20 protein-coding genes are annotated in these 25,648 nt (G+C 64.8%); 15 read left to right on the plus strand and 5 right to left on the minus strand.

Annotated elements, in window-relative coordinates; all coding sequences use genetic code 11:
* Positions 1-27: 27 nt before the first annotated feature.
* The 8 genes from F6X42_RS23080 to F6X42_RS23115 all read left to right on the plus strand — a co-directional run bounded on the left by F6X42_RS23080 (position 28) and on the right by F6X42_RS23115 (position 12,514).
* On the plus strand, positions 28-1,071 hold the full coding sequence (locus F6X42_RS23080) for a LacI family DNA-binding transcriptional regulator (RefSeq protein WP_187636418.1): 1,044 nt from the start codon (positions 28-30) through the stop codon (positions 1,069-1,071).
* A gap of 87 nt (positions 1,072-1,158) precedes the next feature.
* Positions 1,159-2,088, plus strand: coding sequence for a ribokinase (gene rbsK / locus F6X42_RS23085; RefSeq protein WP_187636419.1), 930 nt, complete (start codon positions 1,159-1,161; stop codon positions 2,086-2,088).
* Positions 2,089-2,450: 362 nt separating this feature from the next.
* Positions 2,451-4,235 (plus strand): methyl-accepting chemotaxis protein, encoded by a 1,785-nt coding sequence (locus F6X42_RS23090; RefSeq protein WP_187636420.1) that lies wholly within the window; start codon positions 2,451-2,453, stop codon positions 4,233-4,235.
* A gap of 368 nt (positions 4,236-4,603) precedes the next feature.
* Positions 4,604-5,365, plus strand: coding sequence for a 2-keto-4-pentenoate hydratase (locus tag F6X42_RS23095; protein WP_187636480.1), 762 nt, complete (start codon positions 4,604-4,606; stop codon positions 5,363-5,365).
* A gap of 564 nt (positions 5,366-5,929) precedes the next feature.
* Entirely contained in the window at positions 5,930-7,852 is a 1,923-nt protein-coding gene (locus F6X42_RS23100) for a PrkA family serine protein kinase (protein WP_187636421.1), read from the plus strand.
* Between the two features lie 168 nt (positions 7,853-8,020).
* Positions 8,021-9,292 carry a YeaH/YhbH family protein gene (locus tag F6X42_RS23105; RefSeq protein ID WP_187636422.1) on the plus strand — a complete coding sequence of 424 codons (1,272 nt, stop codon included), beginning with the start codon at positions 8,021-8,023 and terminating at the stop codon, positions 9,290-9,292.
* 135 nt (positions 9,293-9,427) lie between these two features.
* On the plus strand, positions 9,428-10,951 hold the full coding sequence (locus tag F6X42_RS23110; RefSeq protein ID WP_187636423.1) for a SpoVR family protein: 1,524 nt from the start codon (positions 9,428-9,430) through the stop codon (positions 10,949-10,951).
* 255 nt (positions 10,952-11,206) lie between these two features.
* The gene (locus F6X42_RS23115) at positions 11,207-12,514 is read left to right on the plus strand and encodes an MFS family transporter (protein ID WP_187636424.1); all 1,308 of its coding nucleotides are present in this window, start codon (positions 11,207-11,209) and stop codon (positions 12,512-12,514) included.
* 98 nt (positions 12,515-12,612) lie between these two features.
* On the opposite strand, the gene F6X42_RS23120 is transcribed toward F6X42_RS23115, so the two are convergent.
* The 3 genes from F6X42_RS23120 to F6X42_RS23130 form a co-directional block, all read right to left on the minus strand.
* Positions 12,613-13,743, minus strand: a complete 1,131-nt coding sequence (locus F6X42_RS23120) for a glycosyltransferase family 2 protein (RefSeq protein WP_187636425.1) — start codon at positions 13,741-13,743, stop codon at positions 12,613-12,615.
* 227 nt (positions 13,744-13,970) lie between these two features.
* The gene (locus F6X42_RS23125; protein WP_187636426.1) at positions 13,971-14,198 is read right to left on the minus strand and encodes a hypothetical protein; all 228 of its coding nucleotides are present in this window, start codon (positions 14,196-14,198) and stop codon (positions 13,971-13,973) included.
* 132 nt (positions 14,199-14,330) lie between these two features.
* Complete coding sequence (locus F6X42_RS23130) at positions 14,331-15,731, minus strand: DHA2 family efflux MFS transporter permease subunit (protein WP_246530188.1); 1,401 nt, start codon at positions 15,729-15,731, stop codon at positions 14,331-14,333.
* A 160-nt stretch (positions 15,732-15,891) separates the two neighbouring features.
* Here F6X42_RS23130 and F6X42_RS23135 point away from each other — a divergent pair, with 160 nt between their 5' ends.
* Entirely contained in the window at positions 15,892-16,752 is an 861-nt protein-coding gene (locus F6X42_RS23135) for a LysR family transcriptional regulator (RefSeq protein WP_187636427.1), read from the plus strand.
* Positions 16,753-16,809: 57 nt separating this feature from the next.
* Here F6X42_RS23135 and F6X42_RS23140 read toward each other — a convergent pair whose 3' ends face one another.
* Complete coding sequence (locus F6X42_RS23140; protein WP_187636428.1) at positions 16,810-17,247, minus strand: carboxymuconolactone decarboxylase family protein; 438 nt, start codon at positions 17,245-17,247, stop codon at positions 16,810-16,812.
* 242 nt (positions 17,248-17,489) lie between these two features.
* On the opposite strand from F6X42_RS23140, the gene F6X42_RS23145 reads away from it, so the two are divergent.
* The 6 genes from F6X42_RS23145 (at position 17,490) to F6X42_RS23170 (ending at position 24,010) form a co-directional block, all read left to right on the plus strand.
* Positions 17,490-18,548, plus strand: coding sequence for an NAD(P)/FAD-dependent oxidoreductase (locus tag F6X42_RS23145; RefSeq protein WP_187636429.1), 1,059 nt, complete (start codon positions 17,490-17,492; stop codon positions 18,546-18,548).
* A 366-nt stretch (positions 18,549-18,914) separates the two neighbouring features.
* Positions 18,915-20,888 (plus strand): PAS domain-containing hybrid sensor histidine kinase/response regulator, encoded by a 1,974-nt coding sequence (locus tag F6X42_RS23150; RefSeq protein WP_187636430.1) that lies wholly within the window; start codon positions 18,915-18,917, stop codon positions 20,886-20,888.
* Positions 20,889-21,006: 118 nt separating this feature from the next.
* Positions 21,007-22,182 (plus strand): acyl-CoA dehydrogenase family protein, encoded by a 1,176-nt coding sequence (locus F6X42_RS23155; RefSeq protein WP_187636431.1) that lies wholly within the window; start codon positions 21,007-21,009, stop codon positions 22,180-22,182.
* Positions 22,183-22,215: 33 nt separating this feature from the next.
* Positions 22,216-22,821, plus strand: a complete 606-nt coding sequence (locus F6X42_RS23160) for an SAM-dependent methyltransferase (RefSeq protein ID WP_187636432.1) — start codon at positions 22,216-22,218, stop codon at positions 22,819-22,821.
* The gene (locus tag F6X42_RS23165; RefSeq protein WP_187636433.1) at positions 22,818-23,483 is read left to right on the plus strand and encodes a glycosyltransferase family 2 protein; all 666 of its coding nucleotides are present in this window, start codon (positions 22,818-22,820) and stop codon (positions 23,481-23,483) included. The genes F6X42_RS23160 and F6X42_RS23165 overlap by 4 nt, the downstream gene beginning before the upstream one ends.
* Positions 23,484-23,515: 32 nt before the next feature.
* Positions 23,516-24,010, plus strand: a complete 495-nt coding sequence (locus F6X42_RS23170) for a DUF421 domain-containing protein (RefSeq protein WP_187636434.1) — start codon at positions 23,516-23,518, stop codon at positions 24,008-24,010.
* A gap of 39 nt (positions 24,011-24,049) precedes the next feature.
* Here the strand turns inward: F6X42_RS23170 and F6X42_RS23175 are convergent, their stop codons facing one another.
* Positions 24,050-25,453: an MFS transporter gene (locus F6X42_RS23175; protein WP_187636435.1), complete on the minus strand. Its 1,404-nt coding sequence runs from the start codon at positions 25,451-25,453 to the stop codon at positions 24,050-24,052.
* Between the last annotated feature and the right edge of the window lie 195 nt (positions 25,454-25,648).

Consider the following 25,648-nt stretch of genomic DNA (forward strand, 5'->3'; position numbering starts at 1 on the left):
CTGCATGGGACCGGAGAGCAACAGGTTATGGCGACGATCAAGGATGTAGCGGCCGTGGCGGGGGTGTCGTTCACGACGGTATCGCACGTCGTGAACAACTCGCGGCCGGTGTCGGCCGATGTGCGGGCGAAAGTCGAGCACGCGATCCGTCAACTGCACTATGTGCCGTCGGCAGTCGCGCGCTCGCTGAAGGCGCGCTCGACCGCGACGATCGGACTGGTGGTGCCGAACAGCACGAACCCGTATTTCGCGGAGCTCGCGCGCGGCATCGAAGACGGCTGCGCGCGCAATGGCTACTGCGTGTTCTTCTGCAACTCCGACGATGACCCCGCGAAGCAGCGCAACTATCTGCGCGTGCTGCAGGAAAAACGCATCGACGGGTTGATCGTCGCGTCCGCCGGCGACGACGCCGTGCTCGCGCAGGCGCTCGCCGACGCGCGCGAGCCGCTCGTCGTGGTGGATCGCAACATCGAGGGCATCAACGCGGACCTCGTGCAGATCGATCACGAGAAGGGCGCGTATCTGGCCACGCGTCATCTGCTCGAACTCGGGCATGTGCGGATCGGCTGCATCACGGGGCCGGTGCAGACCGCGGTCAGCGCGATGCGCGTGCACGGCTTCATTCGCGCGATGGCCGAACGCGGCATCGAGATTCCGGGCGATGCGATCGTCGAAAGCGATTTCTCGGGGACGGGCGGACACGGCGCGGCCGCGCAGCTATTCGACACGGTCAGGCCGTCGGCGATTTTCGCATGCAACGACATGATGGGCATCGGCGCGTTGCGCGCGGCGGCGGAGCGCAACATCAGCGTGCCGCGCGACTGTTCGATCATCGGTTTCGACGATATCGAGCTGGGCCGCTTCACATTCCCGTCGCTGTCGACGGTCGGGCAGTCGGTGCGAGCGCTCGGCGACACGGCCGCGCAGACGCTGGTCGACCGGATCGCCGAGGCGTCGTCGAACAACCCCGTGCGGACCCCGGCGCGCCGGCGCGTGGTGTCGCCGCGGCTGATCGTGCGCGAATCGACCGCGACATGGGCGGGCGAAGGGCGGCGGGATCTGGCGGCCTGATGCGCCGCACGACGTAGCATGACGGACGCATGATGGACGCGCGCGCGCAATAGCAACCCGATCCGCCGCGCAACGGAGGACACTCAAGTGGCAAGCAACGAAACGCGCGCACGCGTCACGGTGGTCGGCAGTCTGAACATGGACCTCGTGGTGCGCTCGCCACGCCTGCCGCAGCCTGGCGAGACGCTGGCCGGCCGCACCTTCGCGCAGATCGCGGGCGGCAAGGGTGGTAACCAGGCGATCGCGGCCGCGCGGCTCGGCGCGCAGGTGTCGATGCTTGGCTGTGTCGGTGCCGATGCGAACGGCGCGCAGCTACGCGCGGGCCTCGAAGCGGAGCGCATCGACTGCGCGGCGCTCGAAACCGGCAGCGAGCCGAGCGGCGTCGCGCTGATCGTTGTCGACGATGTGAGCCAGAACACGATCGTGATCGTCGCGGGCAGTAACGGCGAGGTCACGCCCGACACGATCGCACGACACGAGCCGACGCTCGCCGCCGCCGATGTCGTGATCTGCCAGCTCGAAACGCCGCCCGAATCGGTGCGCGCCGCGCTCGCCGCGGCGCGGCGGCTCGGCAAGACGGTGATCCTGAACCCGGCGCCCGCCACCGGCCCGTTACCGGCCGACTGGCTGCCGCTGATCGACTACCTGATTCCAAACGAACTCGAAGCCGCCGCGCTGAGCGGGCTTGCAGTCGACTCACCCGCGGACGCCGCGCGGGCCGCCGCCGCATTGCGGGCGGCCGGCGCGCGCAATGTGCTGGTCACGCTCGGCGCGCGCGGCGTGCACGCGGTGCTCGAAGGCGCGGCCGCGACGCTGTACGACGCGCCGCGCGTCGAGGCGGTCGACACGACCGCGGCCGGCGACACGTTCATCGGCGGCTTCGCGGCGCAGCTTGCGCAGGGCGCGAACGTCGAAGCGGCGATCCGCTTCGCGCAACGCGCCGCCGCGCTATCGGTGACGCGCGCGGGCGCGCAGCCGTCGATTCCGACGCGCTCCGAGGTCGACGCATTCAACTGATTCCGTCATCGCGTTAGCACGCTCCCACACTCCCACACTGCCTGATCGATCTACCTGCCACCGCGCGGGGCGATTCCGAACCCACGCGCCATCACGAACTCCCGCCGTTCAAGCGTCAAAAGTCGGCTTTGACGCATATCACCGGGTTGCCCCAACGCGCCGCGACCGAACCGGTCTGCAATCAATTTGCTTTCAACGGCTTACAACGTCTTTGTTCATACCTTTTAAATGCTTCAAGTCTGTGAATGCACTGCCGTAAACCGTGATTAGAGCGCCCGCTCAAAAAGCGCCGAACCCAATTGCGCCGCCCCGGAGTCTGCTGCGCGCAGCCTCCCATTTCAGTACAGCCAACAGGAACCAGCATGTTGAATAAAGGCATCACGATCAAGGCGCGAATTGGCCTCACGATGGCGTTTCTCGCCGCGTTGCTGGTTGCAATCGGCGTTTTCGGTCTGTTCGGCATGAGCCGTTCGAACGACGCCTATATGGACACGTTCACCAACGCGATGCCGGGCGCGGTGAACATCGGCAATGCGGAAATGTACGCAGCGCGCGAACGTCTCGCGCTCGATCGCGCCGCGTTCATGGTCGGCACGCCGGAAGCGGCACCCACCATCGAGCGCGCGCACATGCTGCGCGGCACGTCGGACATGTGGTGGAAAAAATATCTGGATCTGCCGCGCGACGCGGACGAAGACCGGCTCGCGCAGGACGTCGCCGCGAAGCGCAATGCGCTGCATCAGCGGCTCGATTCGTTTGCGGCGGCGATCACGGCGAACGACCAGAGCAAACTGGTCGAGGACGCGAAGAATCTGCAGATCGCTTTCAATGACCTCGTCGTGGCCAACGACGCGCTGCGCAAGTTCCAGTTCGATTCGGCCAAGCAGGGCTACGACTCCGCGCAGAGCAATTTCGAGACCTTTCGAATGGTCAGCATCGCCGCGCTGGTGGTCGGGGTGCTCGCGGCGGCGCTATCGTATCTGACGCTGAGCCGCGCGATCGCGCGTCCGCTCGACGAAGCGCTCGGCCACTTCGATGCGATCGCGGCCGGCGATCTGCGTCGTCCGGTAACCCTGACGTCGCGCGACGAAATGGGGCAGCTGCTCGAAGGAATCGCCAAAATGCAGCGCAGCCTCACCGAAACGGTGCGCAGTGTGCGTGGCGGCAGCGAGTCGATCGCGACCGCGACGCGCCAGATCGCGGCGGGCAACATCGACCTGTCGTCGCGAACCGAGGAGCAGGCGTCCGCGCTGCAGGAAACCGCGTCGAGCATGGAGCAGCTGACCGGCACCGTGCGCCAGAACGCCGACAACGCGCGCCAGGCGAGCGCGCTCGCGGCCAATGCGTCGGAGATCGCCAACAAGGGCAGCGCGGTGGTCGGCCAGGTGGTCGGCACGATGGGCGACATCAACCAGAGCTCGGCGAAGATCGCCGACATCATCTCGATCATCGAAGGCATCGCCTTTCAGACCAACATCCTCGCGCTGAACGCGGCCGTCGAGGCGGCGCGCGCCGGCGAGGAGGGGCGTGGCTTCGCGGTCGTCGCGGGCGAGGTGCGCAGCCTCGCGCAGCGTTCGTCGGCGGCGGCCAAGGAGATCAAGGAGCTGATCGATACGTCGGTCGAGCGCGTGCAGTCGGGCTCGGCGCTGGTCGACGAGGCCGGCCGCACGATGAGCGAGATCATCGGCGCGGTGCAGCGCGTCACCGACATCATGGGCGAGATAGCGGCGGCGTCGGAGGAACAGAGCGGCGGCATCGATCAGGTCGCGCGCGCGGTCACGCAGATGGACGAGGTCACGCAACAGAACGCGGCGCTCGTCGAGGAGGCGGCCGCCGCGGCGGCGTCGCTCGAGGAGCAGGCGACCCGGCTGCGCGGCGCGGTCGCGGTGTTCCAGCTCGACGACAGCGGCCGTGGCGGTCACGAAGCCGCGTCGGCGCTGGCGGCGCCGCAGCGCGTGGCGTCCACGAGCCAGACCGCCGCGCGCGCGCGCAAGCGCACGCAGGCTACGACGCAGCCGGCATCGCGGCCAAAGGCGGCGGTCCCGGCCGCAGTCGCGCCGCCGGTGGCGGCCGCGCCCGCGCCCACGCGCGCGCCGGCCAGGCCCGCGGCGACGGCCGGCGGCGGTCAGGATTGGGAGGCCTTCTGAGCTTGCCCAGATTCAGGTGAACATGCGCGGCAGCGCTGTCGCGCGTCGAGTGATTCGACACGCGACGGTGCGACGCAACATCCGTTCCCCATCGCTCGCTTTCGGTCCAGCACACGCACCGCCCCCAGCGACGATCGCATCGCGAAAAGCGCGCAGGCGTTCGCACGCGCGGTTTATTTTTCGACGCGCGCAAGAATTAACGTTTGCGCGCCGCCGCCTTTCACCGGTGCGCGCCGCGATCCGGTACATTGACGGGCACGGCCCCGATCCGCGTGCGCGACGTGTGGCTGCCCGCACCTCGAACAGGTGGCTCCCACTTATTGCTACGTTCTGTGAACCCTGCCATGCGCCAGCCACAAAGAACCGACATCACGCGATACGATCTTGCGCCACGCCTTGTCGAGGCACGCCGGCAGCACCGGCCGATCGACGCGCCACCACCCGACAGCCTGCCGCCCGACGCGGCGACCGCCTACGCGATCCAGCAGGCGGTGATCGCGGGTCTCGGCGAGTCGACCGGCGCGTGGAAGATCGGCGCGAAGTCGCCGGGCGGCGCCACGTCGGGCGCGCCGATTCCGGCTTCGCTGGTGGTGCCGTCGCCGGCGCGGCTCGCGCATGACGGGTTCTTTCGCGTGCTGGTCGAGCTCGAGATCGCGTTCCGCTTCGACGTGACGATCGAGCCGCGCGCGCAGGCGTATGCGCGCGACGAGGTGCTGTCGAAGCTCGGCGCGGTGCTGCCGGCCATCGAGATCGTCGACAGCCGCTTCGCCGAGTGGCCGAACGTCGCGCCGCTCGCGCAGCTGGCCGACGCGCAGAACAACGGCGCGCTGATCACCGGCCATCCGGCCGTCTACGCGAGCCTCGCGCGCGGCTTCGACTTCGTGTCGCCCGAACTGGAGCTGGGTTTCAACGGCCGCTCGCTGATACCCGAAGTGACCGGCAATCCCGCGGGCGATCCGCGCGAGCTGCTCGTGTGGTTCGTCAACCATTGCGCGGCGATGGGCATCACTATCGAGCGTGACTGGACCTTGACCACCGGCTCATACGTCGGCGCGCACAAGATCGACGAACCCGGCATCGTGCGCGGTCATATCGACGGACTCGGTGAAGTGGAAATCGAACTCACCTGATCGATGCTGCGGCGCTTGTAACCGCAAATTACAGCGCGTCATTTCAAACGGCTGCCCGCGTGCAGCCGTTTTTGTTTTGGCGAATGCGAAATGGTGGCGACCCTTGAATCGTTAACCTGTTCGAATGCTCTGTTTGCATAGCGGCGGGCAGCGAAAACGTCATCACGTGCATGCTTCCAGTGACGAAGTGTGCGTGCGCAGACAGCCGCATTTTTATAAAGGGTCGACGGTGCAGGTACGGGATGTGCAACCACAACGCGATTGCATGGCGCGATGCAGCGGTAAGGCGAAGTCATGCAGGCGCACTGATTAGCGATGCGGTGCCGAAGAAATCAGCGGTACAGCGGAGCAGCGCGGATGTGATTCGTTGCAACGTGAGTGAAAAATTGTAGGTGGTCGAATATTTGTTTCCAGGCGAGGATTGTAGCGTGGCGGTTACGGCGCGATTTTCGCAACGTAGTCCGTGAAAAAAAATTTAAAAGGGTTTAGGATGAATTCGAGCGATGTCGTTTCCGAATAGCGCGCCGCGCACGACATCGCCCCAGACTTCGGCGAGGAGGTAGCATGGATATCTACAGCAGTTTCGCGACCCGCTTCGAGAAAACACGGGAGGACGAACTCTCGCTCGAGGAGTATCTCGCGCTCTGCAAAGACAATCCCGCCGCGTACGCCACGGCCGGCGAACGCATGTTGATGGCAATCGGAGAACCGGAACAGATCGACACGCGCAACGATCCGCGTTTATCGCGTATCTTCGCGAACAAGGTCATCAAGGTATACCCCGCATTCCGTGAGTTCTACGGAATGGAAGAGGTGATCGAGCAGGTGGTCGCCTACTTCCGGCACTCGGCCCAGGGGCTCGAAGAAAAGAAGCAGATCCTGTATCTGTTAGGGCCGGTCGGCGGCGGCAAGTCGTCGATCGCGGAACGTCTGAAGCAACTGATGGAGCACGTGCCGTTCTATTCGATCAAGGGCTCGCCCGTCAATGAATCGCCGCTCGGCCTGTTCGACTACGAGGAAGACGGTCCGGTCCTCGAAGAGCAATATGGCATTCCTCGCCGCTACCTGAGAGGCATTCTGAGTCCGTGGGCGGTCAAGCGCCTGCATGAGTACAACGGCGACATCCGCAAGTTCAAGGTGGTGCGCCGCTATCCGTCGATCCTTCGTCAGATCGCTATCTCGAAGACCGAACCGGGCGACGAGAACAATCAGGACATTTCGTCGCTGGTCGGCAAGGTCGACATCCGCAAGCTCGAACAGTACGCACAGGACGACGCCGACGCGTACAGCTACTCGGGCGGCCTGTGCCTCGCCAATCAGGGCCTGCTCGAGTTCGTCGAAATGTTCAAGGCGCCGATCAAGGTGTTGCACCCGCTGCTCACCGCGACCCAGGAAGGCAACTTCAAGGGCACGGAAGGCTTCGGCGCGATTCCGTTCGACGGCATCATCCTCGCTCACTCGAACGAATCGGAATGGAAGGCATTCCGCAACAACCGCAACAACGAGGCACTGCTCGACCGGATCTTCGTCGTCAAGGTGCCGTACTGCCTGCGCTATAGCGAAGAGGTCAAGATCTACGAGAAGTTGCTGCGCAACTCGTCGCTCGCCAACGCGGTCTGCGCGCCGGGCACGCTGAAGATGATGGGGCAGTTGTCCGTGCTCACGCGTTTGCACGAGCCGGAGAACTCGAGCCTGTTCTCGAAGATGCAGGTCTACGACGGCGAGAATCTGAAGGACACGGACCCGAAGGCGAAGTCGTATCAGGAGTACCGCGACTTCGCGGGCGTCGACGAAGGCATGACCGGCGTGTCGACCCGCTTCGCGTTCAAGATTCTGTCGCGCGTGTTCAACTTCGACTCGACGGAAGTCGCGGCCAACCCGGTACATCTGATGTACGTGCTCGAACAGCAGATCGAACGCGAGCAGTTTCCGCCGGAAACCGAGCAGAAATATCTGTCCTTTATCAAGGACGTGCTCGCGTCGCGCTATGCCGAGTTCATCGGCAAGGAGATTCAGACCGCGTATCTGGAGTCGTATTCCGAGTACGGTCAGAACATCTTCGACCGCTACGTCACGTATGCGGACTTCTGGATCCAGGATCAGGAGTTCCGCGACCACGATACCGGCGAAAGCTTCGACCGTGCGTCGTTGAACGCCGAGCTGGAGAAGATCGAGAAGCCGGCGGGCATCAGCAATCCGAAGGACTTCCGCAACGAGATCGTGAACTTCGTGCTGCGTGCGCGGGCTGCGAATGCGGGCAAGAACCCCGCGTGGATCAGCTACGAGAAGCTGCGCGTCGTGATCGAAAAGAAGATGTTCTCGAACACGGAAGAGCTGTTGCCGGTGATCTCGTTCAACGCCAAAGGCTCGGCCGAAGAGCAGCGCAAGCATGAAGACTTCGTCAATCGCATGGTGGCGAAGGGCTATACGCCGAAGCAGGTGCGCTTGCTGTGCGACTGGTATCTGCGCGTGCGCAAGTCGTCATGATGCGCGCATGATACTCATGGTGTGCCGCCCGCACGGTTCGACCGTGCGGGCAACCAGCGAGGCGCAGGCCGCAGGGACATAGCATTGCACTGCGCGGCGGGTGTCTCGCGCACCCGAAATATTAGTGCGGCCGCAGTGGATCGCGGTTGCATGGACGGGAGACCGGGCGTGCTTCATCAAATCATCGACCGCAGGTTGGCAGGCAAGAACAAGAGTATTGCGAATCGCGAGCGCTTTTTGCGCCGCGTCAAAAACTATATTCGTCGTGCCGTGTCGGAGGCGGTGCGCGATCGCAGCATCAAGGACATCCAGAACACCCAGAGCATCACGATTCCGCGCAAGGACATCGCGGAGCCGTCGTTCCGTCATGGACCGGGCGGCCGGCGCGAGATGGTGCATCCCGGCAACTCGGACTACATCCGCGGCGACAAGATCCAACGCCCGCAAGGCGGCGGTGGCGGCGGCGGCGGGAGTCAGGCCAGCAACGAGGGCGAGGGTCAGGACGACTTCGTGTTCGAGCTGAGCCGCGAGGAGTTCATGCAGTATTTCTTCGACGACCTCGAACTGCCGCGTCTCGTCAAAACCCACCTGATGGCCGTGCCGACGTGGAAAAGCGTCCGCGCGGGCTGGGCCGCGGAGGGCACGCCAAACAATATCGACGTGGTGCGCTCGTTGCGCAGCGCGCTCGGCCGGCGCATCGCGCTCGGCGCGCCGCTCGTGAACCAGCTGCACGAAATGGAGCGGCAGGTCGAAGAGTTGAGGGCCGATCCCGCCGATCGCCGCGACGAGATCAAGCTGCTCGAGGACGACATTCACCATCTGAAAGGACGCATCTGGCGGATCCCGTTCATCGATCCGTTCGATCTTCGCTACGTGAATCGCGTGAAGCAGCCCACGCCGTCGAGCCAGGCGGTGATGTTCTGTCTGATGGACGTGTCCGGCTCGATGGACGAGCAGCGCAAGGATCTCGCGAAGCGCTTCTTCATCCTGCTCTACCTGTTCCTGAAGCGTAACTACGAGCGCATCGAAGTCGTGTTCATCCGCCACCACACGCGCGCCGAGGAAGTCGACGAAGACACGTTTTTCCACTCGACCGAAAGCGGCGGCACCGTGGTGTCGAGCGCGCTCGAACTGATGCGCAAGGTGATGGACGAGCGCTACTCACCGACTGAATGGAACATTTACGGCGCCCAGGCGTCCGACGGCGACAACTGGACCGACGACTCGCCGAAATGTCGCAAGATGCTGTCGGATGACATCCTGGAGAAGGTGCGGTATTTTGCGTATATTCAGGTGACGCCCGAAGAGCAGAATCTGTGGCTCGAATACGCGCAACTTGCGCTATCGCAGCCGCATATGGCAATGAAGAAGGTCGAAACCGCGGCCGATATTTATCCGGTGTTTCGCGAGCTGTTCGAGAAGCAGGCGGCGACTTCGTGATGGAACGTGCCGCAGCGACAGTCGGGCATGCCGAGGCAGGAGCGGCCAGCACGGGAGCCGCTCGCGCCGGAGCAGTCCGCGATGCTGCAGCACGGGACACACCGGAACGCCCGACGAGGGCAAAGGGAAGTCCGTATGAACGTAGCCGATAGACGGCCTCTGCCGTGCCCGTCCGACTGGACCTTCGAATTGATCGAAGAGTACGACTCGCATATTGCCCGTGTTGCGGAGCAATACGAGCTCGACGTATATCCGATCCAGCTCGAACTCATCAGCGCCGAACAGATGATGGATGCCTATGCGTCCGTCGGCATGCCGGTGAACTACCGTCACTGGTCGTTCGGCAAACATTTCCTTTCTACCGAAAAAAGCTATCGTCGCGGCCAGATGGGGCTCGCGTACGAAATCGTCATCAATTCGAACCCCTGCATCGCCTATCTGATGGAAGAGAACACGATGACGATGCAGGCGCTCGTCATCGCGCATGCGGCCTACGGTCACAACTCGTTCTTCAAGGGCAACTATCTGTTCCGCTTGTGGACGGACGCGCACGCGATCATCGACTACCTCGTGTACGCGAAAAACTACATCGCGGAATGCGAGGAGCGCTATGGGCTCGATCGCGTCGAGGAATTGCTCGATTCCTGCCACGCGCTGATGAATTACGGCGTGGACCGCTACAAGCGGCCGCAGAAGCTGTCGTTGCAGAAAGAGTTCGCCGCGCGTCGCGAGCGTGAGGCGTATCTGCAGTCGCAGGTCAACGAGTTGTGGCGCACGTTGCCCACGCGCAATACGCCGCTGCCCGAAGAGGTCGAGGGGCGCTATCCGCCCGAGCCGCAGGAAAACCTGCTGTATTTCGCGGAGAAAAACGCGCCGCTGCTCGAAGCGTGGGAGCGCGAGGTGATCCGGATCGTGCGCAAGATCGGGCAGTACTTCTATCCGCAGCGGCAGACCCAGGTGATGAACGAAGGCTGGGCGACGTTCTGGCACTACACGCTGCTCAATACGATGTACAACCAGGGCAAGCTCGAAGACGGCTTCATGATGGAGTTTCTCCATTCACACAGCAACGTCGTCTATCAGCCGCCGGTCACGAAGCCGTATTACAGCGGCATCAACCCGTATGCGCTCGGCTTTTCGATGATGAGCGACATTCGCCGCATCTGCGAATCGCCGACCGACGAAGATCGCAGGTGGTTTCCGGATCTGGCCGGCAGTCCGTGGCTGCCCGCGATGCACTACGCGATGCGCAACTTTAAGGACGAGAGCTTCATCGCGCAGTATCTGTCGCCGCATCTGATCCGCGAAATGCGCCTGTTCTCGGTGCTCGACGACGACATGCGCGACGCGCTCGAAGTATCGGCGATTCACGACGATAGCGGCTACCAGTACGTGCGCCAGGCGCTCTCGCGGCAGTACGACATGCATCACCGCGAGCCGAATATTCAGGTGTGGGCCGTCAATACACGCGGCGACCGCAGTCTCACGTTGCGGCATTTCATGAGCGACAACCGGCACCTGTCGTCGGATAGCGAGGAGGTGCTCAAACATATGGCGCGCTTGTGGCAGTTCGACGTGTACGTCGAAAGCGTCGACGAAAACGGTACCGTCAGAAAACGCTACGAGTGCCGGTACATGCCGCCGTCCGTGCGAATATGAGCGCCGCCTGACTGCCGCCTGAGCGGTCCGTGTCGCCCGTCAAGCCCTGCCAGTCCCCAACTGGCAGGGGCTTCGTTTCTGTTGGGCGCAAATCCGGCCGACCCAGGGCTTTCATCAGGTCACGCTGACAAAAAACCTTCCTGTGCTTTCACTTATGTAAAATTCGCGCACCCGCGACGGCCGCTCGGGCTGGGCGCGCGACATCAAGGCGGCACCACGACCGTTCTCCTCGTTTAAATAAGGAAAGACACCAGCATGAATGACCAAACCGAACAATACGCGGTGGCCTCGGCGCACGATACACGGCGCCGCATTTTTGCAATCGTCGGCGCTTCATCGGGCAATCTCGTCGAGTGGTTCGACTTCTATGTGTATTCGTTCACGGCGCTCTACTTCGCGCCGTCGTTCTTCCCGAGCGGCAACACGACCACGCAGTTGCTGAACACGGCGGGCGTATTCGCCGCGGGCTTTCTGATGCGGCCGATTGGCGGCTGGTTCTTCGGGCGGCTCGCCGACAAACGCGGTCGCCGCACCGCGATGATGGTGTCGGTATTCATGATGTGCGGCGGCTCGCTGGTGATCGCGCTGCTGCCCACCTACGCGCAGATCGGCGCGCTCGCGCCGGCGTTGCTGCTGCTCGCGCGGCTGTTGCAGGGGCTGTCGGTGGGTGGCGAATACGGCACCAGCGCAACCTATATGAGCGAGGTCGCGCTGAAGGGCCGGCGTGGCTTTTTCGCGTCGTTCCAGTATGTGACGTTGATCGGCGGCCAACTGTGCGCGCTGCTCGTGCTCGTGACCCTGCAACAGACGCTGACGACCGAAGAGTTGAAGGCGTGGGGCTGGCGCGTGCCGTTCGTGATCGGCGCCATCGCCGCGTTGATCGCGCTGTATCTGCGTAAATCCCTTGATGAAACCACCACCGCGGCGATGCGCCAGCGCAAGGAAGCGGGCACGCTGCGCGGACTGTGGGAGCACAAGACCGCGTTCATGACGGTGCTCGGCTTCACGGCCGGCGGCTCGCTGATCTTCTACACGTTCACCACCTACATGCAAAAGTACCTGGTCAACACGGCCGGCATGCATGCGAAGACCGCGAGCTCGGTGATGACCGCCGCGTTGTTCGTCTACATGTTGATGCAGCCGGCGTTCGGCGCGTTGTCGGACCGCATCGGGCGGCGCCGCTCGATGCTGTGTTTCGGCCTGTTCGCGACCCTCGGCACGGTGCCGCTGCTGCATGCGCTGAAAGACGTGACGAGCCCGTATGCGGCCTTCGCGTTGGTCGTGGTGGCGCTCGCGATCGTCAGCTTCTATACGTCGATCAGCGGCCTGATCAAGGCGGAAATGTTCCCGCCACAAGTGCGCGCGCTCGGAGTGGGCTTGTCGTATGCGGTCGCGAACGCGATCTTCGGCGGCTCGGCGGAATACGTCGCGCTGTGGTTGAAGCAGGCCAACGTCGAGTCGATGTTTTTCTGGTACGTGACGGCGATGTGCGCGATCGCGGGCCTCGTGTCGTTGCGCATGCGCGATCCGTCGACGCAAGGGTATTTGCGGCACGAGCCTTGAGCGGGCAGGGGGCGCGAATCGTCGTGCGTGGCACGTTTCATCTCACGACGTTCCGGGTTCCCCAAGTATGCAACTGATCGCGCAGGCTCTCCGCCTGCTCACAGACGCTCGCGCAATTTCACCCGCTCGTGCCGTTCGCTGACCAGTTCGTTGACGAACTCCTTGACCGCCGCGGCCTGATCCGCGGCGACTACTGGCGCGGCCGCGACGACCGCGACCGCGGCGGCTGCCGCATCGGTCGCGACGCTGGCGACCGAGCGCCGTGCCCGCAGCGCCGCGCGCGCGAGCATCGCCAGATGGTAGTAGAGCCGCGCGCTCAATCCATAGCGGTAGGCGAACAGATGCGCGAGCGCGACTTGCAGGCCCGCGCGCGGCTGGCCGTTGCGCGCGTGAATCGACACGACGATCGGTGCAAGCCGCCGCAGCGCGAGCCGCCGTGACGGCTCCAGTCGCGCCGGCAGCTCGAGCGATGTCAAGAACGCATAGGCGCTCAGCGATGCGGCCATCCTGGTGCCGCGCGTGCCGTGCGAGATCGACGTCGCGGTCTTCCGATAGACCGACACATAGTCGTGCAGATAAAACACCTCGCGCGCGGCAAGGCATAGCTGAGTGCCGAACACGTAGTCGCAGCACACGCCGTACCGCTCGTCGTAACCGATCCGCTTGACCAGCCGCGCATCGGCCATCCAGCCATTGTTCGGAAACATCTGGAGCAGGCCGGTGCGGCCCGCGAGCGGCTGCAGACCCTCGCTGGCCTTGGTGCGCCGGAATGCCGCGTTCAGGCGCACGCTCGCGTCGAGGTCGATCTCCCCGTCGTCATCCGCTTCGTACTGAGCGCCGAATGCCGCATCGAGGCGCGGATAGCGCTGCCATAGCGACACGAGTTTGTCGACGGCATCGCTCGTCAATAGATCGTCGTCGTGGATCAGCAGGATCTTGTCGCCGCGCGCCCACGCGAACAGGCTCGACACATTGCGCGCCTGCCCAAGCGGCGGTTCGTGCTTCTCGTAGCGAACGCGCGGCTCGTCGCGGTAACGCTGCGCGATCAATTGCCGTGAGCGCGCGTCCGTCGAATCGTCGCCAATCAGGATTTCCAGATGCCGATAGTTTTGCGCGAGGCACGAGTCGATGCATTCGACGAGCAGCTCGGGACGATTGCACGTGGGCACGCAGATGGAGACATGGGCGACGGGCGCATGGACGAGCGGAGAACTTGATGCAATGGACATGGATGACGCCTTTTATCGATCGGAAGCGGCATAAAGCGGCAGAAAGCGGGCAGCCAGTCGCACGGCGCATAGCTTGCTGTTAGCAGCAAAATAGTCCAAGGCGCGGAAAAAATATTCGGTAAAAATGAGGAAGAAATGTTTGCTTACAGAAAGGTACTGGAAGGCGAAATGTGATGCGGCCTGGGTGCAGCGCGCAGCCAGGCCGTTTCGGGACGGGGTTTATCCGCTCAACTGACCGACGGTTCGCCCTCACCGGGCTTTTTGCCGGGACGGTCGGCGGGGGATTGCTTGCGGCCTTCGTCGCCGCGCTCGGGCATCTTGCTCTTGGGGTTGTCGCTATGCACTGCATGGTGCGGGTGTGCGAGGTCCTCGGTTTGGGTGCCGGCCTGGTTTTTTGATTCGTTTTTGGTCGCGTTTTCCGCTTCGCCCCCGGATTTTTCCGTCGTTTTGCTCATCGCTGCTCTCCTGCAGAAGAAGAAGACACACGTCAGCAGCAAGTCGCGGACCCGGACGGGTGGCAAACAAACGTTTCGCGCTCAGGCAGTCGCGTGGCGCGGCCTGCCGCCCGCGATGGAATCACCCGCGTCTCAACGCCCTGTGCCCGGCGCAGCCTGGCCGCGAATCACGCGCGTGCCCGACGCGCAGTCGAGATGGCGGAAGATCCAGGCGGACACCAGCGTGATCACGCCGACGCACACGAACGCGAGCCGGAAGCCGAGTTCCGCCGAGCCCCACTGCGCCGCGAACAGATTGACGAGCCCGCCGCCGATCGACACGCCGAGTCCGATCGCCAGCATCTGCACCATCGAAAAGAGGCTGTTGCCGCTGCCCGCGTCTTCGTGCGACAGATCCTTCAGCGTGACACTGTTCATCGCCGCGAACTGCATCGAGTTGGCCGCGCCGAATGCCGCGAGGATCGCGATTTCGATCACGAGCGGTGTGCCGCGCGAGATCAGCGATAACGCGACGATCGCCGAGCCGACGATGATCGTGTTGACGAGCAGGAACGTGTCATAGCCGAAGCGGCGCACGAGCGGCGCGATCCAGCGTTTGGCGAGCGTGCCGGCGAGCGCCGCGGGCAGCATCATCAGACCGGAGTGCAGCGGCGAGTAGCCGAGCTGCAGTTGCAGCAACAGCGGCACGAGGAACGGCACCGCGCTCGAACCGACCCGGCATACGAGGTTGCCGATCAGGCCAACGCTGAAGTTCGGCTCGCCGAACAGCGACAGCTTGAACAGCGGATCGCGGCGGTTTCTCGCGTACGGAACGTAGGCGAGCGCGCTGGCGACGGCCAAAGCGAATAGCCCGGCCGACCATGCCGTGCGATGCGACGGGACCGGCGCGTCGATGGCGAGCGAAAAAGCGATCATGCACAGCGACAGCAGCGCGCAGCCGATCACATCGAATGGGGGCGCCTGCGCTTCGTCATGCGACGGCAGAAAGCGGTGCACCGCGTACAGACCGAGTGCGCCGATCGGCACGTTGATCAGAAAGATCCAGTGCCAGCTGATCGCCTGCACGAACCAGCCGCCGAGCGTCGGCCCGGCGATCGGCCCGAGCTGGCCCGCGATCGAAATGAACGCGAGCGCCGACACGTATTGCTCGCCCGACACGCTGCGCAACACCGCGAGCCGTCCGATCGGCAGCAGCATCGAGCCGCCGAGGCCTTGCAGCACGCGCGCCATCACGAGCTGGCCGAGCGTGTGCGCGCTCGAGCAGCAGATCGAGCCGAGCACGAACACCAGAATGGCGGCGAAATAGACGCGGCGGGTGCCGAAGCGGTCGGCAAGCCAGCCGGAGGCGGGCGTCAGCATCGCCATTGTCAGTGTGTAGGCGACGACGACCGGTTGCATCGCGAGCGGCGCGACCTGCAGGCTGTTGGCGATCGACGGCAGCGCGGTGTTGACGATCGTCGTGTCGAGCGACTGCATGAAGAAGCCGGCGGCGACGATCCACAGCAGGGCGGTCTGAGAGGAATCCTTGGTCATGTTTTCGACAGCGGGCGCGGCGGCAAAGCGCCGCCAGAGCAGGGGCAAGCGCGGGGGCAAGCGGAATTCCGTTATCTTATGGACATCGTCGTCAATCGGGAACCCCACTAGGCTTGCTGACTGTCATCGACAACGCCGATAAGCAGCGCGACAATCACGCATGCTCAATCCAATCTGGCTCAAGACCTTCTCGACCGTCGCGGCCTGTCATAGCTTCACCGAAGCGGGGCGGCGACTCGACCTGACGCAGTCGAGCGTCAGCGAACATATCCGGCGCCTCGAACAGAGCGTGGGCCGGCGCCTGTTCGTGCGCGATACCCATTCGCTCGCAATGACGCCCGACGGCGAAGCGATGCTCGCGCATGCGAGCGTGATTCTGCAGGCGCTGGCGCGCGCGGAATCGCAGTTTCGCGCGCCGCGTCTGAAAGGGCGCGTGCGGCTCGGTTCATCGGACGACATCGCGCTCGGCCCGCTGCCGACCGTGCTGGCGGCGTTTCGCAACGCGCATCCCGACGTCGAGCTCGAAATCACGATCGGCATGACCGGCAGGCTCTACGAACGGCTCGACGCCGGCGCGATCGATCTGCTGGTCGGCAAGCGCCGGCTCGGCGACCGGCGCGGCGTGCCGCTCTTCACCGGGCGGCTCGAATGGCTCGCGCGGACCGGCACGCTCGTCGATCTGAGCCAGCCGCTGCCGCTGATTCTGGTCGCCGAGCCGAGCGTGACGCGCGCGGTCGTGCTCGATGCGCTCGCCGAAGCCGGCGCGAGCTGGCAGATCGTCTGCACGAGCAGCAGTCATTCCGGCTGTATCGCGGCCGCGCGCGGCGGACTCGGCATCACCGTGCGGCCGCAGTATCTGGCCGCGCGCGGGCTTGCACCGCCGTTGAATGCGGCCGGACTGCCGACGTTGCCGTCGGTGGAATTCATCGCGCTCGCGGCGAAGCGCTTGAGCCGCCCGGCGGGCACGCTGCTGCAGTTGCTGCATGACAGCGATCTGCGCGGGTCGTGGGTGGGTGAGTGAGGCGGGCAAAGCGCGCCGCTCAATGCTGCCGCTAAATGCCGCCGCTTATGCCGCCGCTTATGCCGGCATTTTCCGGAACGAGATCGCAAAGCGGTTCCATGCATTGATCGCCGCTACGAGCAGCGTCAGGTCGACCAGCTCCTCGTCGCTGAAATGAGGCCGCACCGCTTGCCATACCGCATCGGGCACGTGATCGTGCGACACCAGCGTGAGCGCTTCAGTCCACTCGAGCGCCGCGCGTTCGCGGTCCGTGAAGAACGGTGTTTCGCGCCACACGACGACGGTCGCCAGACGCCGCTCGGTTTCGCCGCCTTTGCGGGCGTCGCTCGTGTGCATGTCGACGCAATACGCGCAGCCGTTGATCTGCGACGCGCGCAGCCTAACCAGTTCGGTCAGCGGTTTTTCGAGCGCCGACTTGCCGATGCGCTCTTCGACGCCGAGCAGCGATTTGATCGCAGCGGGGTTGGCTTTGTAGAAGTCGAGACGTTGTTCCATGATGGGCTCCTGAACGGGTGAGACGATGCGGTGCATCGGGTAGTTGTCAGCTTAGTCCGCGGTTTGGATGATAAAAATGGCCGATTTCAGATTTTTTCAGGTAGCCACTTTCGGATGCCGGGCGCGCGTGCCGAGCATCCTTACCGTCGACAATGACATCGTTGCCGCGTGTGGGCCGATTCGGTATGGTGGGTCATCAATTCTTGCTTTGCGCCTCCCACCGTGATCCGGAGACCTGCGCCATGACCGTTGCCGCCAATCCTTCTGCTCCGCCCACCTCGCCGATCCGCACCGATGTGCTGATCGTCGGCGCCGGTCCCGTGGGTCTGTTCGCGGCATTCGAGGCCGGCGTGATCGGCGTCACCTGTCAGATCGTCGACATACTCGGCCGCGTCGGTGGACAGTGCATCGAGCTGTATCCCGACAAGCCGATCTACGACATCCCCGCCATTACGTCTTGCACCGCGCGCGAACTGGTCGAACGGCTGCTCGCGCAGTGCAAGCCGTTCGATGTGCCGATTCATCTGGAACAGCGCGTCGAAACAGTCGAGCAGCGCGACGACGGACGCTGGACAGTGCGCACGCAGCGCGGCCTCGTGTTCGACGTCGCGGCGATCCTGCTCGGCGCCGGCAATGGCGCGTTCGTTCCGCAAAAGCTCACGCTCCCCGAGGCCGGGCCGCTCGAAACGCGTCACGTGCACTACAGTGTGCCGCGCCTCGCGGACTTTGCCGACAAAAACGTGGTCGTCGCGGGCGGCGGCGATTCGGCGCTCGACTGGGCGCTGGCATTACGCAAGGTCGCGCGGCGCGTGACCCTCGTGCATCGGCGCGCGGGCTTCAGCGCGGCCGATTCGAGCGTCGAACTGATGCGGCGCGCGGTCGACGCGGGCGAGATGGACTTCATCGTCGGCGGAATCGCGGCGCTCGACGTGACAGACGGCGCGCTGCGTTCGCTGACGCTGCGGCAGATCGGCGGTGAGACGCAACTCGAAGCCGAGCATCTGATCGCGCTGTATGGACTCGTTGCCGATCTCGGTCCGATCGCGCAATGGGGACTGACGATTCACGGCGGCCGGGTCGACGTCGATACATCGAACTATGAAAGCTCGCGGCCGGGCATCTTTGCGGTCGGCGACATCGCGAACTATCCGAACAAGCAGAAGCTGATCCTGTCGGGCTTTCACGAGGCGTCGCTCGCACTGCGCAAGGCGTACGAGTACGCGTATCCCGACAAAAAGCGTGTGCACGTCCATTCGAGCTACGACGCGAAGCTCGCGGAAAAGATCGGCGCGGCGGGTTGACTCGCGGCGGCCGCGGCGCTCGCGGCCTTGTCTTTCTTCGTGGCCTGATGGTGCCTGATCGCCGCCCGCCATCGCACCTTCGCGAGGCGAAAGTCGTGAATATCTTTTTCAATCGACAGGCCTGTTTTTCCTGACCAACGGCAAATCGGAGAGCCGAAACCGCAACGCGGCGACGCTATCCGTCATTGGCATTTAGCCATGGCGAGGCCCGCCGTTATGAGCTTTGCGCCTTATGGGCCGGGGCGCGCGCGCCGCTGGCGACGCATCCCGGCCCAGCCGTGGACCGCGCGACCGTTTGCGCGCCGGCTGTAGCGCCGGCCAGGCGCGAGGGTTGCTTCACACGAAAATTCCAATTGCGTGCCCGCCATGACCCAGCTCCCTGTTTCTTCTTCCCGCGATTACTGCGAGCCCGCTCGAGTGCGGGCCGACGCTGTGCCGCCAGCGCCCGTCAGCGTCGATTATTTGTCGCTCGTACAGGCGATTTCGGACTATGCGATCTTTCTGCTCGATGCGAAAGGCAACATCGTCAGCTGGAATGCCGGCGCGCAGAAGCTGAAGGGCTACACGGAGAACGAGATCGTCGGCCAGCATTTCTCGCGCTTCTACGTCGAGGAGGCCGTCGCGCGCGGCTGGCCGACCTACGAGCTGGAACAGGCGGCGCTGACCGGCCGCTTCGAGGATGAAGGCTGGCGCGTGCGCAAAGACAGCACGACGTTCTGGGCGAACGTCGTGATCACCGCGATACGCAACCAGGCGGGCGAGGTCACGGGCTTCGCGAAGATCACGCGCGACCTGACCGCGCAGCGCGAATACCTCGAAGCGTTGCGGCAGAGCGAGGAGCGCTTCCGTCTGCTGGTCGATAGCGTGAAGGATTACGCGATCTTCATGCTCGATCCGCAAGGCTTCGTCGTGAGCTGGAATTCGGGCGCCGCGCGCATCAAGGGCTATACGCACGATGAAATCGTCGGCCGGCACTTCTCGTTGTTCTATGTGCCCGAGGAGGCGGCGGCCGGCAAGCCCGCGCGCGAGCTCGCGATCGCGCGGCAGATCGGCACCGTGGAAGACGAGGGCTGGCGGGTGCGCAAGGACGGCTCGACGTTCTGGGCCAACGTGATCATCACCGCCGTCTATGACGAATCGCGACACCTGCGCGGCTTCGCCAAGGTCACGCGCGATCTGACCGAGCGGCGCCGGCGCGAGGAACTCGAGCGCTCCGGTGAGCGCATGCGCGAATTTCTCGCGACGCTCGCGCACGAACTGCGCAATCCGCTCGCGCCGGTGCGCAACGCGATCGGCACGATGCAGATGGAAACCAATCTGAGCCCGATGCTCGCGCGGGCGCGCGATCTGATCGATCGCCAGGTCGCGCACCTGACGCGGCTCGTCGACGATCTGCTCGATATCGGCCGCATCATGTCCGACAAGGTCGAGCTGCGTATTTCACGCGTCGATCTCGCCGAACTCGTCGCGCGCGCGGTCGAAGCGGCGCGGCCGTTCACCGACTCGCGCGGGCAGCGCGTGGTCGCGCATGTGCCCGACGCCCCCGTGATCATTCGCGGCGACATGACGCGGCTCGTGCAGGTGCTGCAAAACCTGCTGCACAACGCGTCGAAGTTTTCGCCGAACGGCAGCGTGATCGAAATGCAGGGCCGCGTCGACTTTCGCATGGCGGTGCTCGAAGTGCGCGACCCCGGCTGCGGCATTCCGGTGCGCTCGCTCGACAGGATCTTCGAGCTGTTCGCGCAGGAGAAAGACGGGCAAAACATCGGCGAGGGCGGACTGGGGATCGGCCTGACGCTGTGCAAGTCGCTCGTCGAGATGCATGGCGGCAGCATTGTCGCGAGCAGTGAAGGACTCGGGCTCGGCAGCACCTTCACGCTGAGTCTGCCGCTCGCATCCACGCTGTCCGACACCGCGGACAGCGACACGAGCGGTACCGCGCCGGACGTGCAGCCGTTGCGGATTCTCCTCGTCGACGACAATCGCGATTCGGCCGACAGCCTCGCGATGCTGCTCGAACTGAAGGGCCACGAGGTGCGTATCGCCTACGAGGGCGAGCAGGCGCTGCAGATTGCGCCGCGCTTTTCGCCGCATCTCGCGCTGATCGACATTGCGATGCCGAAGATGGATGGCTATGCGACGCTCGCGGCGATGCGCGCGCTGCCCGAAATGATCCGCACGATGTACGCGGCGATGACGGGCTTCGGTCATGCGAGCGATCTCGATCGCACCCGCAAGGCGGGTTTTCATGCGCACCTCGTGAAGCCAGTCGAGATGGCGGTCCTCGATGCGTTGCTCACGAAGGCGGATGGGCGCCTGAGCGGAAGCGCGGGGACGTAGCCGCTTTTTGCTGCCGTGGGCTCCCCGGGGCGGGGCACGGTGCTTGCTCCGACTCAGCATACGTTGCGGTCCACCGCCACCCGGCGGGCCGAGGATCGAACCGGTGCGGGGAGGCACGATGCTCGACACGCGCGACCACGCGGCCAGCTTCAAGGCCCAGTCACGGCAAGTCTCGAATGAACAAGGTGACCGCGCGCCGCAGCCCGGCAAACCCGCTGTATCGCTCGACGATTTCTTGCGCGACGCGCGCTTCGATGCGAACGATCCCGTCGCCCTCGGTGAACTGCTCGCGCAGTTGATCGAGCGCGGCTACGATCGCGCGCCGACCGTGCCGTTGCCAGGGCATGGCCAGACGCTGGTGCGCTGGCGTGCGCTCGCCGCCGTTGCCGCGTGCGACCTCGGTCTCGTCAAACTGTTCGAAGGTCATACCGACGCGCTCGCGATTCTCGCCGAGCTGAATGGTCCAATGCCGCCCGCGGCAAGCCGCTGGGGCGTGTGGGCCGCCGAGGCGCCCGACGCGAGGGTGCGCGCAGTCAACGAAGGCATCCAGAACGTCTGCGGCGACGGCGTTCAGGTACGCCTGTGCGGCACCAAAGCCTGGTGCTCCGGCGCGCGGGCGCTCACCCATGCGCTCGTGACGGCATGGCGCGACGACGAGCCCGTGCTCGCGGCGCTCGCGCTGGACCAGAGCTCGATCTCGATCGATACATCGAAGTGGCAGGCCGTCGGTATGCAGGCGACCGCGAGCGCGGATGTCACGTTCAACGACACGGCGGCGACGCTCGTCGGCGGGCCGCATGCGTACCTCCGTCGCGCGGGCTTCTGGCATGGCGGCGCCGGTATCGCCGCGTGCTGGTACGGCGCGGCCGCGCAGATCGGCCGCACGCTGCGCGACGCGTGCGCCCGGCGCGCGGATGCGCATCGTCTGGCTCATCTCGGTGCGACCGATGTCGCGTTGCAGTCGGCCGCCGCGGTACTGCGCGAAACCGCCGCGTGGATCGACGCGCAGCCGTCGGCTGATGCGCAGATGCGGGTGTTGCGCGCGCGTCTTGTGGTTGAACAGGCTGCGAGCGCCGTGATCGATCACGCGACGCGTGCGCTCGGCGCGGGCCCGTTGTGCCGCAACGCGCGCTTCGCGCGGGCGCTCGCCGACCTGCCGGTATTTCTGCGGCAAAGCCACGCGGAACGCGATCTCGCCGCGCTCGGCGAACGGCTCGTCGCGTCCGTTGACACGACCGCCGCTCCGGCATCGCCTCATGCGTGTTCGCAAACACTCATGCCGTGGACGCTATGACCTGTTTTCCCCAGGCTTCGGAGGATCGCTGAGATGAGCTCGACGATGCTGGACTTCGATGAACTTTACCGGCACAGCGACGATCCGTGGCGCTTGCGCGAAGGCTGGTACGAACTCCGCAAGCGTGCGCTGACCCTCGCGCTACTGCCGCGGCCGCGCTATCGCAACGCGTTCGAACCGGGCTGCGCGAACGGCGAGTTGACGGCGGAACTCGCGGCGCGCTGCGACGCACTACTCGCCGTCGATCTGCACGCGCGCGCCGTCGAGCTTGCGCGAGAACGCGTGGCGCGCGCATCGAACGTGCGGCTCGAACAGCGCAAGGTGCCGCGTGAATGGCCGACGGAGCACGGACCGTTCGATCTGATCGTGATCAGCGAGTTCGCGTATTACCTCGAGGCGGCCGAGCTCGAAGCACTGGCCGCGCGCATCGCCGGGTCGCTGACGATGGACGGCACGCTGCTCGCCTGTCATTGGCGCCGGCCGTTTGCCGAAGCGCGCGTATCCGCCGACCGCGCGCACGCGCTATTCGACGCGCGCTGCGCTGTCGCGCGTGTCGCGCATCACGACGAAGCCGATCTGCTGATCGACGTGTGGTCGCGCGACGCACGCTCGGTCGCGCAACGCGAGGGGCTTCTATGATCGGCGTGATCGTTCCGGCGCATAACGAAGAGGCGTTGATCGCGCGCTGCCTCGCGGCCTTGCTCGAAGCCTCGCGGCACGAAGCGCTCGCCGGCGAGGAGGTGCGGATCGTCGTCGCGCTCGACGCTTGCAGCGATTTGAGCGGGGCGATCGCGCGCGCTTACGGCGTGCAGACGCTCGCGCTGAAGGCGCGCAACGTCGGGATCGCGCGGGCGCTCGGCGCGTCGCTGGTGCTCGCGCAGGGCGCGCGCTGGCTCGCGTTTACCGACGCCGACAGTCGCGTGTCGCCCGGCTGGCTAGCCGCACAACTGGCGCTCGATGCCGATGCAGTGTGCGGCTCGATCGCCGTCGACGACTGGGGCGCGCATCCGCACAGCGTGCGCGAATATTTTCGCAAGACCTATGTCGACGCCGACGGACATCGTCACGTGCATGGCGCGAATCTCGGCGTTTCCGCGGACGCCTATCGGCGCTCGGGCGGCTTTCCGCCGCTCAGGTGCAGCGAGGACGTCGCGCTCGTCGATCGCCTGATCGCGACTGGCGCGCGCATCGCGTGGAGCGCGGCGCCGCGCGTGAGCACGAGCGCGCGCACCGCGGTCCGCGCGCGCGGCGGCTTCGGCGATACGCTCATCTCATGGGCGACGGATAGCGCGCTGGCCTGATCGACGGCGATGCGTCGCGGGGAGGGACGAACATGATGGACGCGTTTTTCGTTCTATTCGGCCAGGGCCGGGAGCTCGACCCGTTGCAGATGGGTCTGCGCTCGATCGCCGTGTTCGTGATCGCGCTCGTGCTGATCCGCGTATCGGGGCGACGTTCGTTCGGACAGCGCTCGCCGTTCGATTCGGTCGTCGTGATTCTGCTCGGCGCGACGCTGAGCCGCGCGATCGTCGGTGCGTCGCCGTTTATCGCGACCGTGGTCGCGTCGTTCGTGATCGTGTTATGTCACAGGGTGCTGGCGTGGGCGTTCATACGCTCGCGCCGCTTCGAATTGCTGGTGGGCGGCACCGAGCGCGAGGTGTTCAGCGACGGCAAGTTTCACGCGGACGAAATGCACGCGGCGCTCGTCACGCGCACCGACATCGAGGAAAGCGTGCGACAGAAGACCGGCTCGCGCTCGATGGACAACGTGGCCGCCGCGATTCTCGAACGCAATGGCGAGGTGAGCGTGATTCGCAAGCGCGCATGAACGCCCGAACCCGTGAAGGGCGGGGCGCTGGCATACGGCTCAGCCGCGCCCGCCTCGCGAAATCTCCGCGCCCGCGCCGCGCGGCAAGCGCAGCGTGACCGGAATCGACGCGAACGAGCACAGCCCGACGACGAGAAACGCGGGCCAGAAATCCGACCACGTGATGCTCGGATGCCCATGCAGCGCGCGCGAAATCTGCAGCACGATCCCGCCGACGGTCACGCCGAGACCGAGCGACATCTGCTGCACGACGCTGCCGAGGCTCGTCGCGCGGCCGATGTCACGGCTCGCGATCTCCGCGTAGGTCAGCGAATTGAGGCTCGTGAATTGCAACGCTGGGAAGAAGCCACCGAGCAGCACGACGAACCAGATGATCCACGTCGGCGTGTGCGGGAAAAAGAGCCCGCATGCCGCGATCGAAAGGCCCGATAGCGCGGCGTTGATGACGAGCACCTGGCGAAAGCCGAAGCGGCGCAGCACGGTGGAGGCGACCGTGCGCATGAACATGCCGCCGAACGCGGACGCGCAGGTGATCAGCCCCGATTGGAACGCGCTCATGCCGTGCCCTTCCTGCAACAGCAGCGGCAGCAGGAACGGCAACGCACCGAGGCCGATGCGGAACAGCGAGCCGCCGAGCACGCTCGCCTGGAAAGTCGGCACCTTGAAAAAGCGCAGATCGAGCAGCGGCAGCGCGACACGCTGCGCGTACGCGACGTAGATCGCCAGCAGCATGGCGCCGAGCGCGCACATGCCGAATGCGTCCACACTGGAAATCAGTTCGCCGCCGACCAGCGACAAGCCGAGCAGCAGCAGCACCGCGCCCGCCGCCGACAGCAGGAAGCCGACCCAGTCGAGCGGGCCGGGGTCGGGCTCGCGCGTATTGGCGATATAACGGTTGGTCAGATAGATGCCGAGAATGCCGATCGGCACGTTGATGAAGAAGATCAGCCGCCAGTGCAGATACGTCGTGATGAAGCCACCGAGCAGCGGACCAGCGGCGGGGCCGAGCATCGCCGGCACGCTCAGGTAGTTCATCGCGCGGATGAAGTCGGCTTTCTCCACGACGCGAAAGATGATGATCCGCCCGACCGGCACCATCATCGCGCCACCGACCCCCTGAATGAAACGCGCAACCGTGAAGGTGGCAAGCGAGTTCGACGCGGCACACAACAACGAGCCCGTCACGAAGATGCCGATCGCCGTGCGAAACACCGTGCGCGCGCCGAACTTGTCGGCGAGCCAGCCGCACACGGGGATGAACACGCCGAGCCCTAGCACGTAGCTCGTCACCGCGATCTTCAGCGTGACCGGATCGCGCGCGAAATCGCGCGCCATCGCCGGCAGCGCGGTGACGATGACGTTGGCGTCGACGCTTTCCATGAACATCGCGCACGCGACGATAAGAGGCGCAATCAGAGCTTTCTGAGTCTGGGCGATGGTCATGACGGCGAGACTGCGGCGAAGCGTCGCAGGCAAAGGGGGCATTATTGCACCTGTACGGTGCAGGTTGTTAATACCTGCGTTATCGATGTCGCCCTTTTACAAACTTTTATCGCCGCCAAGCGACGGTGGCGCCGCTACGTTGCATAAGAAGTATTTTGATTTTTGTTGCGCTGCGCCATGACACGGCTATAATCG

The sequence above is a fragment of the Paraburkholderia podalyriae genome (assembly GCF_014397785.1).
In the GTDB taxonomy this organism is placed as follows: Bacteria; Pseudomonadota; Gammaproteobacteria; order Burkholderiales; family Burkholderiaceae; genus Paraburkholderia; species Paraburkholderia podalyriae.